The sequence below is a fragment of the Desulfoplanes sp. PS50 genome (assembly GCF_053851535.1).
In genome coordinates this window covers 56,368-71,376 of sequence record NZ_JBSPZA010000018.1, presented here as the reverse complement: position 1 = coordinate 71,376, position 15,009 = coordinate 56,368, and the positions used below count along the sequence as shown (strand labels likewise).

At 46.7% G+C, this 15,009-nt stretch carries 20 protein-coding genes and 1 pseudogene; 1 reads left to right on the top strand and 20 read right to left on the bottom strand.

The window, feature by feature from the left end; all coding sequences use genetic code 11:
- A partial coding sequence (locus tag ACTVJH_RS09530; protein ID WP_455989774.1) for a hypothetical protein occupies positions 1 to 251 on the top strand: 251 nt, incomplete at its 5' end.
- Positions 252 to 386: 135 nt separating this feature from the next.
- On the opposite strand, the gene ACTVJH_RS09525 is transcribed toward ACTVJH_RS09530, so the two are convergent.
- The 20 genes and pseudogenes from ACTVJH_RS09525 to ACTVJH_RS09430 form a co-directional block, all read right to left on the bottom strand.
- On the bottom strand, positions 387 to 1,100 hold the full coding sequence (locus ACTVJH_RS09525) for a hypothetical protein (RefSeq protein ID WP_455989772.1): 714 nt from the start codon (positions 1,098 to 1,100) through the stop codon (positions 387 to 389).
- On the bottom strand, positions 1,093 to 2,280 hold the full coding sequence (locus ACTVJH_RS09520) for an AAA family ATPase (RefSeq protein ID WP_455989770.1): 1,188 nt from the start codon (positions 2,278 to 2,280) through the stop codon (positions 1,093 to 1,095). The genes ACTVJH_RS09525 and ACTVJH_RS09520 overlap by 8 nt, the downstream gene beginning before the upstream one ends.
- A 42-nt stretch (positions 2,281 to 2,322) precedes the next feature.
- On the bottom strand, positions 2,323 to 2,550 hold the full coding sequence (locus ACTVJH_RS09515; protein WP_455989768.1) for an ORF6N domain-containing protein: 228 nt from the start codon (positions 2,548 to 2,550) through the stop codon (positions 2,323 to 2,325).
- A 742-nt stretch (positions 2,551 to 3,292) separates the two neighbouring features.
- Positions 3,293 to 4,759, bottom strand: a complete 1,467-nt coding sequence (locus ACTVJH_RS09510) for a lipopolysaccharide biosynthesis protein (protein WP_455989766.1) — start codon at positions 4,757 to 4,759, stop codon at positions 3,293 to 3,295.
- A gap of 14 nt (positions 4,760 to 4,773) precedes the next feature.
- Entirely contained in the window at positions 4,774 to 5,679 is a 906-nt protein-coding gene (locus ACTVJH_RS09505; RefSeq protein ID WP_455989764.1) for a glycosyltransferase family 2 protein, read from the bottom strand.
- Between the two features lie 2 nt (positions 5,680 to 5,681).
- Complete coding sequence (locus ACTVJH_RS09500; RefSeq protein WP_455989762.1) at positions 5,682 to 6,554, bottom strand: NAD-dependent epimerase/dehydratase family protein; 873 nt, start codon at positions 6,552 to 6,554, stop codon at positions 5,682 to 5,684.
- Positions 6,555 to 6,556: 2 nt separating this feature from the next.
- Positions 6,557 to 7,108, bottom strand: coding sequence for a dTDP-4-dehydrorhamnose 3,5-epimerase (rfbC, locus tag ACTVJH_RS09495; RefSeq protein WP_455989760.1), 552 nt, complete (start codon positions 7,106 to 7,108; stop codon positions 6,557 to 6,559).
- Positions 7,095 to 8,723 (bottom strand): lipopolysaccharide biosynthesis protein RfbH, encoded by a 1,629-nt coding sequence (gene rfbH / locus ACTVJH_RS09490; RefSeq protein WP_455989758.1) that lies wholly within the window; start codon positions 8,721 to 8,723, stop codon positions 7,095 to 7,097. Before rfbH ends, rfbC begins: the two co-directional genes overlap by 14 nt.
- On the bottom strand, positions 8,720 to 8,929 hold the full coding sequence (locus tag ACTVJH_RS09485; RefSeq protein WP_455989756.1) for a hypothetical protein: 210 nt from the start codon (positions 8,927 to 8,929) through the stop codon (positions 8,720 to 8,722). The genes rfbH and ACTVJH_RS09485 overlap by 4 nt, the downstream gene beginning before the upstream one ends.
- 85 nt (positions 8,930 to 9,014) lie before the next feature.
- Positions 9,015 to 10,169, bottom strand: coding sequence for a CDP-glucose 4,6-dehydratase (rfbG, locus tag ACTVJH_RS09480; RefSeq protein ID WP_455989754.1), 1,155 nt, complete (start codon positions 10,167 to 10,169; stop codon positions 9,015 to 9,017).
- Entirely contained in the window at positions 10,170 to 10,943 is a 774-nt protein-coding gene (gene rfbF / locus ACTVJH_RS09475; RefSeq protein WP_455989752.1) for a glucose-1-phosphate cytidylyltransferase, read from the bottom strand.
- 153 nt (positions 10,944 to 11,096) lie between these two features.
- Positions 11,097 to 11,414: a nucleotidyltransferase domain-containing protein gene (locus tag ACTVJH_RS09470; protein WP_455989750.1), complete on the bottom strand. Its 318-nt coding sequence runs from the start codon at positions 11,412 to 11,414 to the stop codon at positions 11,097 to 11,099.
- 315 nt (positions 11,415 to 11,729) lie between these two features.
- The gene (locus tag ACTVJH_RS09465) at positions 11,730 to 12,470 is read right to left on the bottom strand and encodes an ORF6N domain-containing protein (protein ID WP_455989748.1); all 741 of its coding nucleotides are present in this window, start codon (positions 12,468 to 12,470) and stop codon (positions 11,730 to 11,732) included.
- Between the two features lie 351 nt (positions 12,471 to 12,821).
- Positions 12,822 to 13,025, bottom strand: a pseudogene (locus tag ACTVJH_RS09460) (four helix bundle protein); the annotation flags it as partial.
- Between the two features lie 15 nt (positions 13,026 to 13,040).
- Positions 13,041 to 13,295 (bottom strand): GIY-YIG nuclease family protein, encoded by a 255-nt coding sequence (locus ACTVJH_RS09455; RefSeq protein WP_455989746.1) that lies wholly within the window; start codon positions 13,293 to 13,295, stop codon positions 13,041 to 13,043.
- Between the two features lie 11 nt (positions 13,296 to 13,306).
- Positions 13,307 to 13,495, bottom strand: a complete 189-nt coding sequence (locus ACTVJH_RS09450; protein WP_455989744.1) for a four helix bundle protein — start codon at positions 13,493 to 13,495, stop codon at positions 13,307 to 13,309.
- A gap of 76 nt (positions 13,496 to 13,571) precedes the next feature.
- On the bottom strand, positions 13,572 to 13,898 hold the full coding sequence (locus ACTVJH_RS09445) for a MarR family EPS-associated transcriptional regulator (RefSeq protein ID WP_455989742.1): 327 nt from the start codon (positions 13,896 to 13,898) through the stop codon (positions 13,572 to 13,574).
- A gap of 182 nt (positions 13,899 to 14,080) precedes the next feature.
- Positions 14,081 to 14,335, bottom strand: coding sequence for an ORF6N domain-containing protein (locus ACTVJH_RS09440; RefSeq protein WP_455989740.1), 255 nt, complete (start codon positions 14,333 to 14,335; stop codon positions 14,081 to 14,083).
- 58 nt (positions 14,336 to 14,393) lie between these two features.
- Positions 14,394 to 14,678 (bottom strand): Txe/YoeB family addiction module toxin, encoded by a 285-nt coding sequence (locus ACTVJH_RS09435; RefSeq protein WP_455989738.1) that lies wholly within the window; start codon positions 14,676 to 14,678, stop codon positions 14,394 to 14,396.
- The gene (locus ACTVJH_RS09430; RefSeq protein ID WP_455989736.1) at positions 14,665 to 14,925 is read right to left on the bottom strand and encodes a type II toxin-antitoxin system Phd/YefM family antitoxin; all 261 of its coding nucleotides are present in this window, start codon (positions 14,923 to 14,925) and stop codon (positions 14,665 to 14,667) included. Before ACTVJH_RS09430 ends, ACTVJH_RS09435 begins: the two co-directional genes overlap by 14 nt.
- Positions 14,926 to 15,009 lie beyond the last annotated feature (84 nt).

The following is a 15,009-nucleotide window of genomic DNA, read 5'->3' as shown; positions in this document are numbered from 1 at the left end:
TGAAGATAGTTGAGCAATTGGGCCTTGTGCTCTGCAGCAAGCTCGGAAACAGCCTTGATTTCAACGATTACCGATCCGTTTACGACAAAATCAGCAATGTAAAACTGTTCCAGTTTCTGCCCTTTATTTTCCCCGTGGGGTCTGACCCCTCGAACTCACCGTTATCCTTGATTTTATCCTTCGAAAAAGCCTGTTTTTTGGCCTTAGAATCAACCGGGTTCGGCTCAAAATACATCAACTATCCGAAATGAATGACGAATTACTATAATTCAGACTCGTTAAAAATCCCCCATTCCAGGGAATTTTCAGAAACCGACTCAACCTAGCCATAGGTCGCAGGTTTTTCCTTCACGCCCAGCTTGCTCACAAAGCAAACACTGCTGTCATCAAAGAATCTGTTCCACACATCCTTCCAGAGAAGCCCTGAACTTGAGCGCTTGGGTACAAAACTTTTCAACGGTATCCCATCTCTCAACAAGAGCGCGCTGAGCCAGCTTGTACTGCTTTTTTCTCTTTCTCAATCGCCCATCTTTACTACTGACAAGTCTTTCCCTGGCGGGTTTGGCATGCATGTATTGCAAAATATCGTAGAAACATTCTATCATATCCGGAAAGCCGGAATCGGATTCGGCATACAGAGCCGCTGCGACCCAGGACTCAATGGATTTCGAAGGAATACAGAGAACAGTTCTGGTATCAATCTGAACGGGTGACAGCCAGTGCTCGACCACAGCTTCAAGCTTCTCCGTAGTATCCGAAGCCGGAGGGCACGCCTGCTCGCAGGGCAAATCATCGGATAGAGGATCTTGAATATTTGCCGATGAGTAGGTTTTGGAAGCGACATCGGCGTCTATGGCCAGGATCAGAAGATCAAAGTTTTGCAGCAACGGAGATTCCAGCAGAGTGTTTCCCGGAACAGCCCCTACCTGCCTGCACCATCGATAAATTCCGCCCCAGCCTTCTCCCTGAACGCCCGGAGGCGTATCCGGCTGCAACGAGGTCAGAATAAAAGGACACTTCAGAAGTCTTTTCAGGCCGGCTTCAATGACAATGGCGTCCGTCACTCCCTCAACTACAAGCCCTATCCGGAGTTCAGACATTGGGAACACCTCCAAGATGTCCCATCATCCACAATCTGGACAACGGCCATTCATTCTTTTCGGCAAGGGAAAAAAGATCCGCTGTCAACTCGACTCTACGTGCATGGGTATGACCAATCTGATCCCGGTCTACCGCAAACAATCGTACACGATCATCCGTAAGATCCAGCCCGTCAATGACTGCAGGATTATGCGTCGTACAAAGCAGCTGTTGTCTGTCGCCTTCAAGTACCCAGTTACAAAGAAGCGATGTCAATTTTTTGATCAACCGGGGATTGAGAGCCTGGTCCAGATTGTCGATAGCCAACAGGGACGGAGCACTGGGCAAGAGTGTAAGGGCGGCTGCGAAGAGAATATATAACGCGCCTTCGCTCGCATCGTAGCCTGTAAGGGTATTGCGACTCCCCACCATAAACCGGTCCGTGAAACGCAAAATCTGCTTCGGCTGGGGAATAGAGGGAGAAAGCAGCTCCGAAGCACTCTGGCTTGTATCGAACCTTGCCACCCAATCCAGACAAAAAAGCAGTTCGTCCAGAGCCTCTTCGATACGCTCATCCTTATCCCCAAGTTTCTGCAATGAGGCTACCGCACCAGCCAGCCTTCCACCGGAAAGGCCCAAGGGTTCTCTGGTCTGAGGATCGGGGACGACCCCGCGCAAGGCTGGTGTGTTTGCCGAATAGATGGCGTACTCACTGAGTTCACGCAACAAATTCGATGCCGGATTCTCCCTCTCCAACTCGACCGCTTTAAGAGCGGCCAGCCCCAATGCGGGATCGTATTGACGTTTCTGGCGCACTCCTCGACTAACGAGCTTGATCCCATCATATTGCAGGGTTTCTGTCTTAAACTCCCAGCTCGGTTTGGGGTCGTCTAAAGGATTAAGAAGTGAGACACGATAGTCGGCAGCTGCCATGGAGTCTGCATCCAGGGTGATGTGTGGAGGGGTTTGATCACCCCTGAACGAAGATTTATACAAACGTGGCAACCCGGGACGCACACCTCGACGCATGAGAGATTCATCGTCAATTCTCCCGGATGCCGCAGCGGATAACACCCCGAGAGCTTCCAGAATATTGCTCTTCCCGCTCCCGTTGGCACCAATAAACACGTTGACAACACCGAGATCAATGGAAAAATCCCGGAGGGTCTTGAAACCGTTTATCGACAGAGTTTTGATCATATTGCCCTCTTAGAGCCTACATCACTGAAACCAGCAAACGCCTCATTGACCAGCTAATTTTTTTTTTGGCGACCCCGTGGGGTCTGACCCCTCGAAATAGTCAAACATAAAATCATCAGGGAATCGTTCAATATTCCTGCGCACCTGCTCCTTGAGCCGTTTTGTTGGAACCCCATAGAGAACGGCCAAATCGCGATCCAGCATGATTTTCCGTCCGCGAACAAAATAAATGAGAGCGGCTATGTTCTCCAAAGGAACGATTTCATTCATGGTACCCCCTGTATCAGGGACGTTGTCACCTTAATCCCTTACGAAAAAGGGCAGTTTTTATTTAAAACCTTTCGTGTACCCGGGGGCAGACACTGTTTCGTTGGCCCCCTGTCTTTGCCCTTTTCGTTGGTGCCTGGCTACCTCAAAAAGCCCCCTTTTATGGGTGATCAATTGAGGCGACATCTTTCCTGGCACAGGGGGAATCCGCATCTCTATGCCCTCACGTGTCCAGGAACAAAGAATCTTATGGGTCGAAGCATTTATTTTCATGAACGGATTGAATTTTGTTGGCGAATGCGCCCCACAGGGCCTACCCCCTCCGGCGTGAAATCCAGGCAGGAATTGTTCCCACGCGGCCAATTTAACTAAATCGTCATATATTTTGTATGCTTATTACCACTTATAACTGATGCTATTGATTCTAACGCCAAAAAATGGCCTTTTTAGGTACATAAATCTCATAAAATCAGTAGCTTCGAGGGGTCAGACCCCATGACCAATTCTGCACCATAGTGGCAATATTTTGCAATTTCTTTTTCTATTGCCTGCGCTTTCTGAAAATATTTAGTCATATAATTTTGATTGATCACGTAGATGAATCGCCTTGAACATCACTAGTTGACCACGAAAGTCTTCCCTCGGTATATATTTAGTCCGATAAAGTTGCCCATTCGAAAGGACCATGCTTCAACGATTCAGACCTTACAGCTGCAACAATATCATATAATGACGTACATCACATTCAAACTACGTGAAAACACTTATTGACGAACGGAATATAGCGGACGCCCAAATTAAAGAGCTTTCTTTCGAAAAAAAACAATGCAAAAATATATGCAGCAACCGAAAATATAAAAACCACGGTCAAAGCATATATATCGTTCAGATTATTTCTAACTATCTCAGATAATCCAAAAGCTATAGGTGAAAAAAGTATCGAAAACAGGCACGGAAACCGTATTGCATTTACAAAATCGATAAATTTTCCATGCAATAATTTTACAAAAATAAAAAACATCAAAGGAATAACATATAAATTACTTGCAATTGTATACCCGACAGCCACGCCGACAATCCCGTATGGGAGCCCCATAACTATACCGGTACAGTACAAAATTGTCGAAATAATACCCGAACGAAATAACCAGTTTGCCTTATTTCGAGCTAAAAAAACAGTTCCTGTCGTGGACATGATCGGTTGGAACAAGCCGTTGAGCCCGAGGATCGCAAAAACAGGAATCGTCTGATCCCACTGATCTCCCCAAACGACACGAATCAATTCCGGTGCCATAATCACGGCAAACGACATACCCGGAATACTGACCAGAGCAATCAGTCGGATCACCTTCTGGTATCCTCGATACATGGCGGAGATGTCATTTTGTTTCTCAGCCAGAGCAGAATGAAGAACCGGAGAGATAACCGACGTCAACATCGAGAGCGGGAGCATCATTAGCTGATAGGCCCGGTTGTAAAAGCCGAGAGGTGCAGAGCCGATAAATTTACCAATCAGCAGATTGTCCAGGTTTCTGGCCCAATAGTTGATCATAGAGAACAACGTCAGGTTGCCTGAATAGCTGAAAATTTTCCGAATAACCGCAAAATCCCAATACGGAATCGGCGAAAGCTTCGCTAGGATCAGGAAGGCAAGACTGGACAAAAAACTATTGGTTAACGTTTGCACAACAAGAGCCCAATAGCCCCACCCGGTAAACGCCATGACAATCCCGACAATACCGGCAGCAAAAGCCGCCATAATATTGACCACAGCGACTTCCCGAAACCGCATGTCCCGCTGCAACAGTCCACGGGGTACAATTCCAAGCGTAGAACAAGGAAATGCCAACGCCATCACCGCGGCCACCGGTTGAAGGTCCGGATTGTCAAAAAAGACCGCCACAAACGTGCTGCCAAATGCCAGCAGTCCGGCTAGGAACACCCCCAGCAAGAGAGAGAGACTAAAAAGGGACTGGTGGTCCTTACCCTTGAAATCTCGAAACTGAACAACAGCACTTCCAATTCCGGCATCGGCGAAAATACTCATAAAACCGGAAATAACGGTAACCATGGCGATGGTTCCAAAATCTTCCGGGGATAAAAGCCGACTTAAAACAGCGGCAATCCCCAAAGCAAGAAAGCGATTGGTATAGACACCGAAAGCTGACCAGACTGTGGCCTTGATTGCTTTATGTGGTTTGTTGTTTGGCATAAATCAGATCAATTCTATTCAAGCCCTAAAAAAATTCTTCCTACAAATCTATTTCCCAACAGTATCGGACGCCTGATCAATTTCTTGATCAGAATTTTCCTGATCCGATCACAAGCTATGCCATTTTGGACACACCCATAATAAAAACTGAAAGGGGGAAGACTCATTTCCTGCGAAATATCGATCAATCGATCAAGTTTTTCTTTAGGCAGTTTTTTCTCTAATTCCGCTATTGCGTCAATCAAAGAGGCCCGAACTTCAGATTGAGCAGTTCCAGTTACCAGAGTTGAAGCAAATGTTCTTTGAAAATAAAGCCTATCAATCATCTTAAATTCAAACCCTTCAAGAGCAAGCATCATCATCGTTGTCCAATCTGCCGGGGACAAACGATGGTTACAGTTGAGAAAACCGCCTAGCTCTAAAAAAGATTTTCGGCTATAACAGGTTCCGGATGGGGTAAGGCCACCATACATAAAAGTTTTAGCGCTATTCATCCCCGCAATAATTTTGTTAATCTCACCACCGGCCCTCTGATATGCTGCCCCATAATCCCTGAACATACTTCTTCCCCAAATGACAAACTTATCTGGGAAATCGTATACGGATAGTTCTTTATGCAAAACACTCAAAGCATTTTTGTGAAGAATATCATCAGAATGACAAAAAAGAACATAATCCCCTTTTGCTTTTTCCAAACAAACGTTGTGATTTTCATACATTGAAACAGTTTTTACATTTTTTACTATTTCAATTTCATCTGAATAGTTGTCTAAAATTTTGTTTGTTCCATCATTGGAATTATTATCAACAACCAAGACTTCAAAATCAAATTTATAGTCTTGACGAATTCCTGACTCTATGGAGTCGGCAACATTTTTAACCCCATTATACACGGGTATTGCTATCGTAAATTTACACATAGTTATCGAATAAAATTTTTATCTTTTATAAACCAACCAGGAATACTATCACTTGAGTTCCATGGAATCATTACTTCTCTGATCCGATATGGTTTTCCACCCCAGTGCACTGTAATTTTCTTGCCGAGCTCATTTTCAATTTCTGTTACAATATCTCTCAATGATCTTGGATTGTTAGAAGATATTCCGTAGTCATTCATCACTGACCCATCCATTTTACCAATCAGTTCCTGAGCAGTGCAAAAAGCTTCCACCACATCATCCACATGCACCAAATCAATCAACTGCTCCCCTGGCGACATCTCCAGAGTCTCCCCGGTTTCAGCAGCCCGCTTCAATAGATTCATCAACTTAGGGCGAGGATCATCAGGTCCATACGTATCAAACAGCTTGAGAGTAACCACCTTCAATGCATGAGCCTCGACATAATACTTCAGAATATCTTCAAAAGCCTGTTTGGTTGCAGCGTATAGGTTGACAGGGTTGTAGTCCTCATTTTCGTAATGCTGCCAGGAAGTGCCGGTATTGATGAATTGAAAACAGTCATTGGCAACGGCTGCTTCGGCTAAATGAGTTCCGAAGGTTATATTACTCTGAATCAGGGCCGTGATATCCTGCGGTTGGTGTTGGGACAGGAAAAGAGAAGCCAAGTGAAATATTGTATCTGGACGACTTTCAGCAAAAATTTCCTGCATGGAGTCAACCGTGCCATTATAGATGTGAAAATAAATAGAATCTTCGATATCGTGAATCAGATCACGTTTTGAAGAGCTGCGAACAATGGCATGAACAGTCCACCCATCTTTAACCAGACGGCGTGCCAGATGAGACCCCACAAATCCGGTTGCACCGGTAATCAACGCTGTTTTGGACATGGTTATGACTTTTGGTATGCAAAGGGTGAGTCAAAATCCTGAAAGGCAGGAAATCCTTTGTCGCGGTCAGAAAGAAGAGGGGCCTTGGTTGGCCAGGGGATGTCCAACGAATTCCACAAAATGCCTGTATCATGTTCAGGGGCGTAAACGGTACTCACTTTGTACATGACTATAGCTTCCTGACTCATCGTATAAAACCCATGAGCAATGCCTTTAGCCAATACAAGTGTTCTGGCAGTGACATCACTCAGTTCGAAGCTCTTGTGCTGCCCAAAGGTTGGTGAGCCGACACGCAGATCCACGATAACATCCAGAATAGTTCCGGAAACGCAATAAACCATTTTGACATGATCATGTGGGGGAGTCTGAAAATGCAGGCCCCGGAGCACATTCTGATACGATTTGGAATAATACTCTTCGGCAAAATCTGTCGGCAAGCCACGATCCACAAATATTTCTTCATGAAGGGTTTTAACGAATACGCCCCGGCTATCCTCTAATCGCCTTGGAATTATTTCAAAGCATCCTGGAATATCGATTTCATTTATCTGCATACTGCCCCACATATTCCCTGATTGTCTGAATCATATAATCAATCGCCTTTTCCTTCATCCCCGGATACACCCCAATCCAGAAGCTATCGTTCATGACCTTGTCCGTCACTTTCAACTTCCCGGCAATCCGATAATCCTTTCCTTTCTGCAACTCCATGAAACAGGGATGCCGGGTAATATTTCCGGCAAACAGGTTTCTGGTTTGGATGTTGGCGGCTTCGAGGTGCTCCACGATCTGGTTTCTGGTGAACGGGACACCCTCTTTGAGGGTCAGGAAAAAGCCGAACCAGCTGGGGTCACTGTTCGGGGTGGGTTCGGGGAGATGAAAGAAGCGATCCAGGTCGGCCAGGCCGGTGCGCAGGAGGGTGTAGTTTTCCTTGCGTCTGGCCGTGAAGGACTCCAGCTTATCGAGCTGGGCGCAGCCGATAGCGGCCTGCATGTCGGTCGGCTTCAGGTTGTAGCCGAAATGGCTGTACACATATTTGTGGTCGTATCCAAAGGGCAAGGTTCCGTGCTGCTTGGAAAACCTGCAGCCGCAGGTATTATCAACTCCGCTTTCGCACCAGCAATCCCTCCCCCAGTCGCGCATGGACAGGATAATCTTCTTGAGGAGCTTGTTGTCTGTGTACACGGCCCCGCCCTCGCCCATGGTCAGATGGTGAGGCGGATAAAAACTGGAGGTGCCGATATCCCCCCAGGTGCCGGTATATCTGCCCTGGTATGTAGAACCGAGTGCGTCGCAATTGTCTTCGATAAGCCACAGGTTGTGGGTCTTGCAAAAGGATTTGACGGCCTGGATGTCAAAGGGATTGCCCAGGGTATGGGCGAGCATTACGGCTTTTGTTCTGGGAGACAGGGCGGCTTCCAGCTTGGAGACATCGATATTGAAGGTGGTCAGGTCCACATCCACGAACACCGGAACAGCACCGTACTGGATAATGGGGGCCACGGTGGTGGGAAATCCGGCGGCCACGGTGATGACTTCGTCGCCCCGCTTGACGGCCCGGTCCTTGAGAAGCGGTGAGGTCAGGGCCATGAAGGCCAACAGATTTGCCGAGGAGCCGGAATTGACCAGAAAGGCGTATTTGATGCCCAGAAATTCGGCCAAACGGTTTTCAAATTCTTTAGAATATCGGCCGTAGGTCAACCAGAATTCAAGGGAGGAATCCACCAGATTACACATCTCGGATTCGTCGAAAACCCGACCGGCGTAATTGACCCGGGAAGTGCCGGGAAGAAAAGGCTGGGATTGGCTTTCCTGATGAACGGCCTGATAATACAATTCGGTATGATGCAAGCTTACAGCTTTAAGCAGTTCCTTGATTTTTTCAGGAATGAGACGACCAAGACAGGTGCGTAGATTTTCCTGACTGATTAAAATCTGTTTTGACAGGGGAAAAATGGTTTCATCGGTCAGCCTGGTTTCAAGCAAAAAAGAAGGCGACACCTCAAAAACTCGTGTTTCCTCTGCCCAATTCGTTTTTTTGCTTGTGCCTGCAATGGCCAGAATATCGCCATGACTGTTCGGCTCGGAAAGCAAAATGACAGGACGGGGTTTCGACAATTTGGGTTTATCAGCAAAAGGAACCGCATAGATATACATTTCGCCAATCATAGGTACTTGCTCCAAAGTGTATCTTCCACACTATCGTCTTCGATTACGCTGTTGTACGTAGCATCGATGAATTGTTTTTCTTCATTATTTTTATTTGAGACGGTATGCAGCGTAACTTTAACCGTTATGTTCTCGAGATCCGTGTATTCTTCAGGAACCTGAATAACACCATTTTTAACTGTCGAAGAAAATCGTATCGTATTCATTTTGCATCCTTGTTTTATACATCATTCCAGGTGATGCTTTTTCGATCCACTATTTGTCGTACAGCGTCCATGGCTTGCCTCCTGTTCAATCGTTTCCGTCCTGGCCAGCAGAGTCACGATCCGTCATTGATTCAACCCATCCTGCTCCCGCAGCAAGAGCATCGTGGACGTAGGTATCCAACTGTCGTAATGTAAGCAAGCGATCCTGCTCATAGAAGGTACGATACCATTCTGCGGTCTCTTGAAATGTCGTGTCTGCGTCCCAGATCCCTTTCCAGTGCAACTGCATTCTGGCCTTTGAGCAGTCGAGCTTGAGCAGGTTCGCTTCATGGAGTTGGTGTTCGCTTTGCTGGACAACATAGTGAACCCGCGACCACCGCTTCTGCATAGCATTGACCACTTCGAGAACAGTTATGGCTCCGTCATCGTTGGGCCCAAAATTCCATGCTCCGGCACAGTCACTTTTGCCTTCCAATAAACGCTGTCCCAAAAGCAAATAACCTGAAAGCGGCTCCAGCACATGCTGCCAGGGTCTGGTGGCTCCGGGATTACGGATGGGAAAGAATTCATCCCGATTGGCGGCTTCCATCATGTCGGTGACAATGCGATCCATGGCCCAGTCCCCACCGCCGATGACATTCCCGGCACGGACACTGGCCAAAAGCACGTGGTGATCCTTTCCATAGGTATCTGGATGAAAAAATGAGTTCCTGTATGCAGAAGTGACCAGCTCGGCGCACCCCTTGGATGCGCTATAGGGATCATACCCGCCCATGGGATCATTCTCCCTGTATCCCCAGACCCATTCCCGGTTCTCGTAGCACTTGTCGCTGGTGATATTGACAATGGCCCGCACGGAAGGGGTATGGCGGCAGGCCTCAAACACATTGGCTGTGCCGATAACATTGGTATGCAGGGTTTCAATGGGCTGATCATAGGAGAGACGGACCAGGGGTTGGGCTGCCAAGTGAAAAACAATTTCCGGCTGAAATTCGGCAAAAGTTTTTTTAAGGACATCCAGATCCCGGATATCTCCAAGAACAGATTGCATTGCCAGGTCCGGTTCAAGAAGAGAGAAATGGTTCGGCTTCGTGTTCGGAGCCAGAGAAAACCCAAGAACATCCGCCCCCATGGACGTCAGCCATGCACAGATCCAGGAACCTTTGAATCCCGTATGCCCGGTCACAAGAACACGTTTATTGCGGTATATATCCCCAAACAGAATGGTATCAGCAGCCATTTATTTCTCCCAGACCTTCCAGGGCGCAGTTCCTTTTTCCCACAGGCCTTCAAGCTTCGTTTTATCCCTCAACGTATCCATGGCCTGCCAGAATCCCTCATGCTTATAAGCACAGAGCTGTGATTCAGCTGCCAGACGCTCCAGAGGTTCATTTTCCCACATAATAGAGGAGTCTTCAATGTAGTTGATAACCTTGGGATCAAGGACAAAAAAACCGCCGTTGATCCAGCCGCCGTCACCTTTGGGTTTTTCCTGAAATCGACGGATGTTGCACCCTTCCATCTCCAAGGCCCCGTAACGCCCGGGAGGCTGGATAGCGGTCATGGTGGCCAAGAGTCCCTGCTGTTTGTGATAGGCAATGAGTGCGGAAATATCCACATCGGCCACGCCGTCTCCGTAGGTGAAACAAAAGGGCTCGTCATCAAGATAATCAGCCACCCCTTTGAGCCGGCCACCGGTCATGGAATTGAGCCCCGTATCGACCAGGGTAACCTTCCACGGCTCACAATGATTGTGGTGTACTTCCATGGTATTCTTGCTCATGTCAAAAGTGACATCGGACATATGCAGGAAGTAGTTGGCGAAATATTCTTTAATGTAATAACCCTTGTAGCCAAGACAGATAATGAAATCCTTAATCCCATGATGGGAATAAATTTTCATGATATGCCACAAAATGGGCTTCCCGCCTATCTCAATCATAGGCTTAGGACGAAGATGGGTCTCTTCACTGATACGTGTGCCGAATCCACCGGCAAGGATGACTGCTTTCATGAGGACTATCTATTCCAGCTAAAAGATTTTTTGAAAAAAGGAACAGCTAAAGGACTTTTTTGCCAGCTAAACATGCGAAAAAAGGCAGTTTTTATTTAAAACCTTTCGTGTACCCGGGGGGCAGACACTGGGGATTTTCAAGACCTCAAGCGGCTATACGATCTCCTCTCCATGCTCACTGATTTCATCCACAAGGCTTCCACCCTCGGCAAACGATTCCGGGCTGAAAGGAATCGGCTCGAGGTTATTGTTGATACGCCGCCTCAAGGGAACGATTTTGCGCCGATCCTGAAACCGGTCACCGGAAAATGAAGACGAAACCAGGGCGATATCGACATCACTCTCTTCACGGGCAGAACCTTTGGCCCAGGAACCAAAGAGCATGGTTTTCTGGACGACAATACCATGCCTGTTCAGTTCGACGATGTATCTTCTGATATCCCTGATGATCTTATCTTTTGTAGAAGCCATGTCTTCACTTCCTCAATTTTATCAAGATGTTCTTTTGTAAACTCTTTTGTACATCTTTTGTAAAATGAAAATTTCTCGTCAGGATAGCGTGCTTCGAGGTTAAAATCTGTTACTACCTCAAGAATCTCAATATGGGCTTCGTCCAAAATCAGATCTGCCTTTTCAGCAAGATCATACAGCAGCTTAAGACCCGCCAGCTAAGGATTTTTTTGCCAACGAAACATACGAAACATACGAAATAAAGGCAGTTTTTATTTAAAACCTTTCGTGTACCCGGGGGGCAGACACTGTTTCGTTGGCCCCCATAGGTGAATTTCAGAAAAGGCGACAACCTCCCTGGCACAGGGGGAGATCAAGGGATAGCTGTTTCGAAATCATTTGCGTGTAAATGATCGCCGAGACGCACTTTTTCCGTTTACTGAGTAGAGTGAGAACGGTATCATCTACATAATTGTCAATCAGAGTCAGGCTGTTATTCGCCTTTCGGATTAAGTCAGCAACAAAGGTGTAGGCATCGTACACTTGGCCTTTGTAAAAAATACCCTGTCTGGGTGGGTCATTTGCCTTCAATGCTTGAAAAACTTTCTCGAAATTTTTTTCCGTTTCCGATTCAAATGTAATCTGGCGGCGTTCAACATGGTCCATCCGGGCAAAAACACTGGCATTTTGTTGAATAAAATGCCGCATTTCCACAAAGGCACTTATGATTTTGATACTGATTTTGATTGCCGTCTCACTTCGGAGCACGGCAGAAAGCATAGATATACCCTGTTCGGTAAACACATACGGATTACTGGTTGAATGCTTCAACGATTTGAACCGGTCACAATTTGTGACCAGTTCCATTTTTTCTGGCTCCGTGAGTTGAAACCGAAACTCCTGAGGAAAACGCTCAATATTTCTTTTTACAGCCTGATTGAGGACTTTCGTTCCAACATCGTAGACCGTTGCCAAGTCACGATCCACCATCACCTGAATACCACGAATGGTAAAAATCATGGTCTGAATCTGTTGTACAGGCACAATGCTGTCTGTTAATGTTGGTTTATTCCCCATATTCAACCCGTGCACCCGTGAGGCTTGAACCCGCCAATTGCCCGTGGGGTCTGACCTCTCGAAATGACTGATATTATTGTTTTTATACTTTAAAAATGGCTATTTTTAGACCCAAGTGTAATATGAAGTGACAAGGACATTTCACCAGGCAGGCTTAGAATCAACGAAAGCAGACCACATTACAAGTAACACCTTGAAATATATGAAAATTTACTACGATTCAGACTCGTCAAAAATCTTCCATTCCAAGGAATTCTTTGATCCCCGGTCAACCGCATAGGAACCGCCAGCTAAAGGATTTTTTTCGCCAACTAAACATGCGAAACATGCGAAAGTTTGAAGGGTTAAGGTTTAAGGGTTAAGGGTGATCTTTTTCTTGTAGGATCGGATGAGGCCTTGGAGCATACAGGATATTTCTTTTGTTTCTCGTACAAGCTCTTGAATTACATTCTCTGGTAGTATCCCTATTTTGCCTGCTATATAAATCTGTGTCCGAAGTTCGGCTGCAGATCCTTTGGATATATGAAAAAAATGGATCGATTCTTTGACAGAATCCCGTTCATAACCTTTTTACCCCGTGAAATAAGATTTGAGTCTTTTTTTAAGAAACATTTTGCCGTAATAAGTCTTCAGATACTTCTCTCTGCGGATAGCATCATCCCTGACAAGTGTTGCCTCATAGTATATCAGCTTGAGAGGACGCCGATCTCGTGTCGACTCGACTCTCCCACTTGCATGTTGTTCAAATCTTAGCTTGAGATCCTTGGAAAACCCGACGTACAAGTTGCCGTCCTTCTCGCTTTGCAAAACATATGTATAGAACATAATATCCCAAGCTATTTCACGGGGCAGGTATTACTAGGTATGGAGACTGCAGCACGGGTTATCTGATCTTTCAACCCGTAATCGCGACACCCTTGGAGAAGCTCATACAAGCGAACAGCCAACCGGCAAGCCCTTTTCTTTACCCGGTGGAATCCTTCAAAAGAAGGGGCTGTGTAACAGCCATTCCACCGGGCTGGCATCCAAATCCTCAAACGAACTATACCCCACAACTCCCCCGAGCACAGATTTTTTCCTTAACCCTTAACCCTTTTCAACTTAACCCTTTTCCTTGCCCATATCTTCCTTGATCTGGACGATTTCTTTTTTGATCTCGTCATACTCTTTCATCCGACGCCTGAGGTAGCGCAGGGTGACCAGGGCCTTGTCCTCGATGCCCTTGGGGGTCAGCAAATATATGTAGGCCTGTTTGTTTTTGTTGGTACAAAACCGGCTCGCCTTGATCATCCCTTTGCCGATGAGTCCCTGGAGGCAATAGTTGGCCTTGCCCAGGGAAACGCCCAGCCTGCGGGCGAGTTCCCGCTGGGAGATCTCGGGGTTGTCGTTGATGAGTCTGTAGATTTTATAGGAGGTGGAATCGTCCATTTTGTGTCTGACTTTTCGTGGGTTCAGGAATTGAACGCGTACACGCGGGGGAAGAGGACGTCAACGGGTTTTTTGATTTTGAATCAATGCTGGACATGCATTGGCCAGCTAAAAGATTTTTTTTGCCAGCGAAACAGTGTCTGCCCCCCGGGTACGCGGAACATGCGAAAAAAAGGCAGTTTTTATTTAAAACCTTTCGTATACCCGGGGGGCAGACACTGTTTAGCGTACCCGGGGGGCAGACACTGTTTCGTTGGCCCCCATGTCTTTGTCGTTTCGTTGGTGCCTGTATTGACCCCATGCTCGGTAAAGGCCATGGGCATGTACCGTGTGCCTCCCCGGTTTGAGGTCGCAAATTGCGGCCTCAACCTGTCGAACTCTTCCCGGGTCAGTTCAAACATAAAATCATCAGGGAATCGTTCAATATTCCTGCGCACCTGCCCCCTGTGTCAGGAAAGTTGTCGCCTCTTCCGAGATTCACCTAAGGTAACAACCTTATCTTCTCGAATCATAATGATAACGGCAAGAAATGATGGCTAGTTCTTCATCATGCACACAGTACACCAGACGGTTGGTTTCATCGATACGACGAGACCAGAAGCCGCCCAGATTTTCTCTTAGCGGTTCTGACTTGCCGATTCCTTCAAAAGGATGGCGAAGACAGTCTTTGATCAGTCTGTTAACGCGCTTGAGCGTTTTTTTGTCCTGGGTTTGCCAATATTGATAGTCATCCCAGGCCTCCAGGGTCCAGATTAAACTCGACACATTATCCTTCGCCATCGACCAAATCCTTATGGACTGTTTTGCCCTGGCGGTACTGCTCTATGGATCTGGCCAGATGAGCTGCGTTAGCTGGAGATCGAAGCAGATGCACAGTCTCCATCAAGCTACTGAAGGTATCGAAAGACATAACCACCGCATCCGCTGCATTGCGTCTGGCAATAACCGTATAGTCAGCATCATCGATGACCTGATCGATAACGTTTTTAAGGCGATTGCGTGCCTCTGAAAAATTGACCACGCGCATGGTGTTTCTCCTGAAAGTGAGGTTGAGATGTCCTATTACTTGTACAATATAGGGTTTCTTCAGGCTCTTGGCAAGACCATGTCG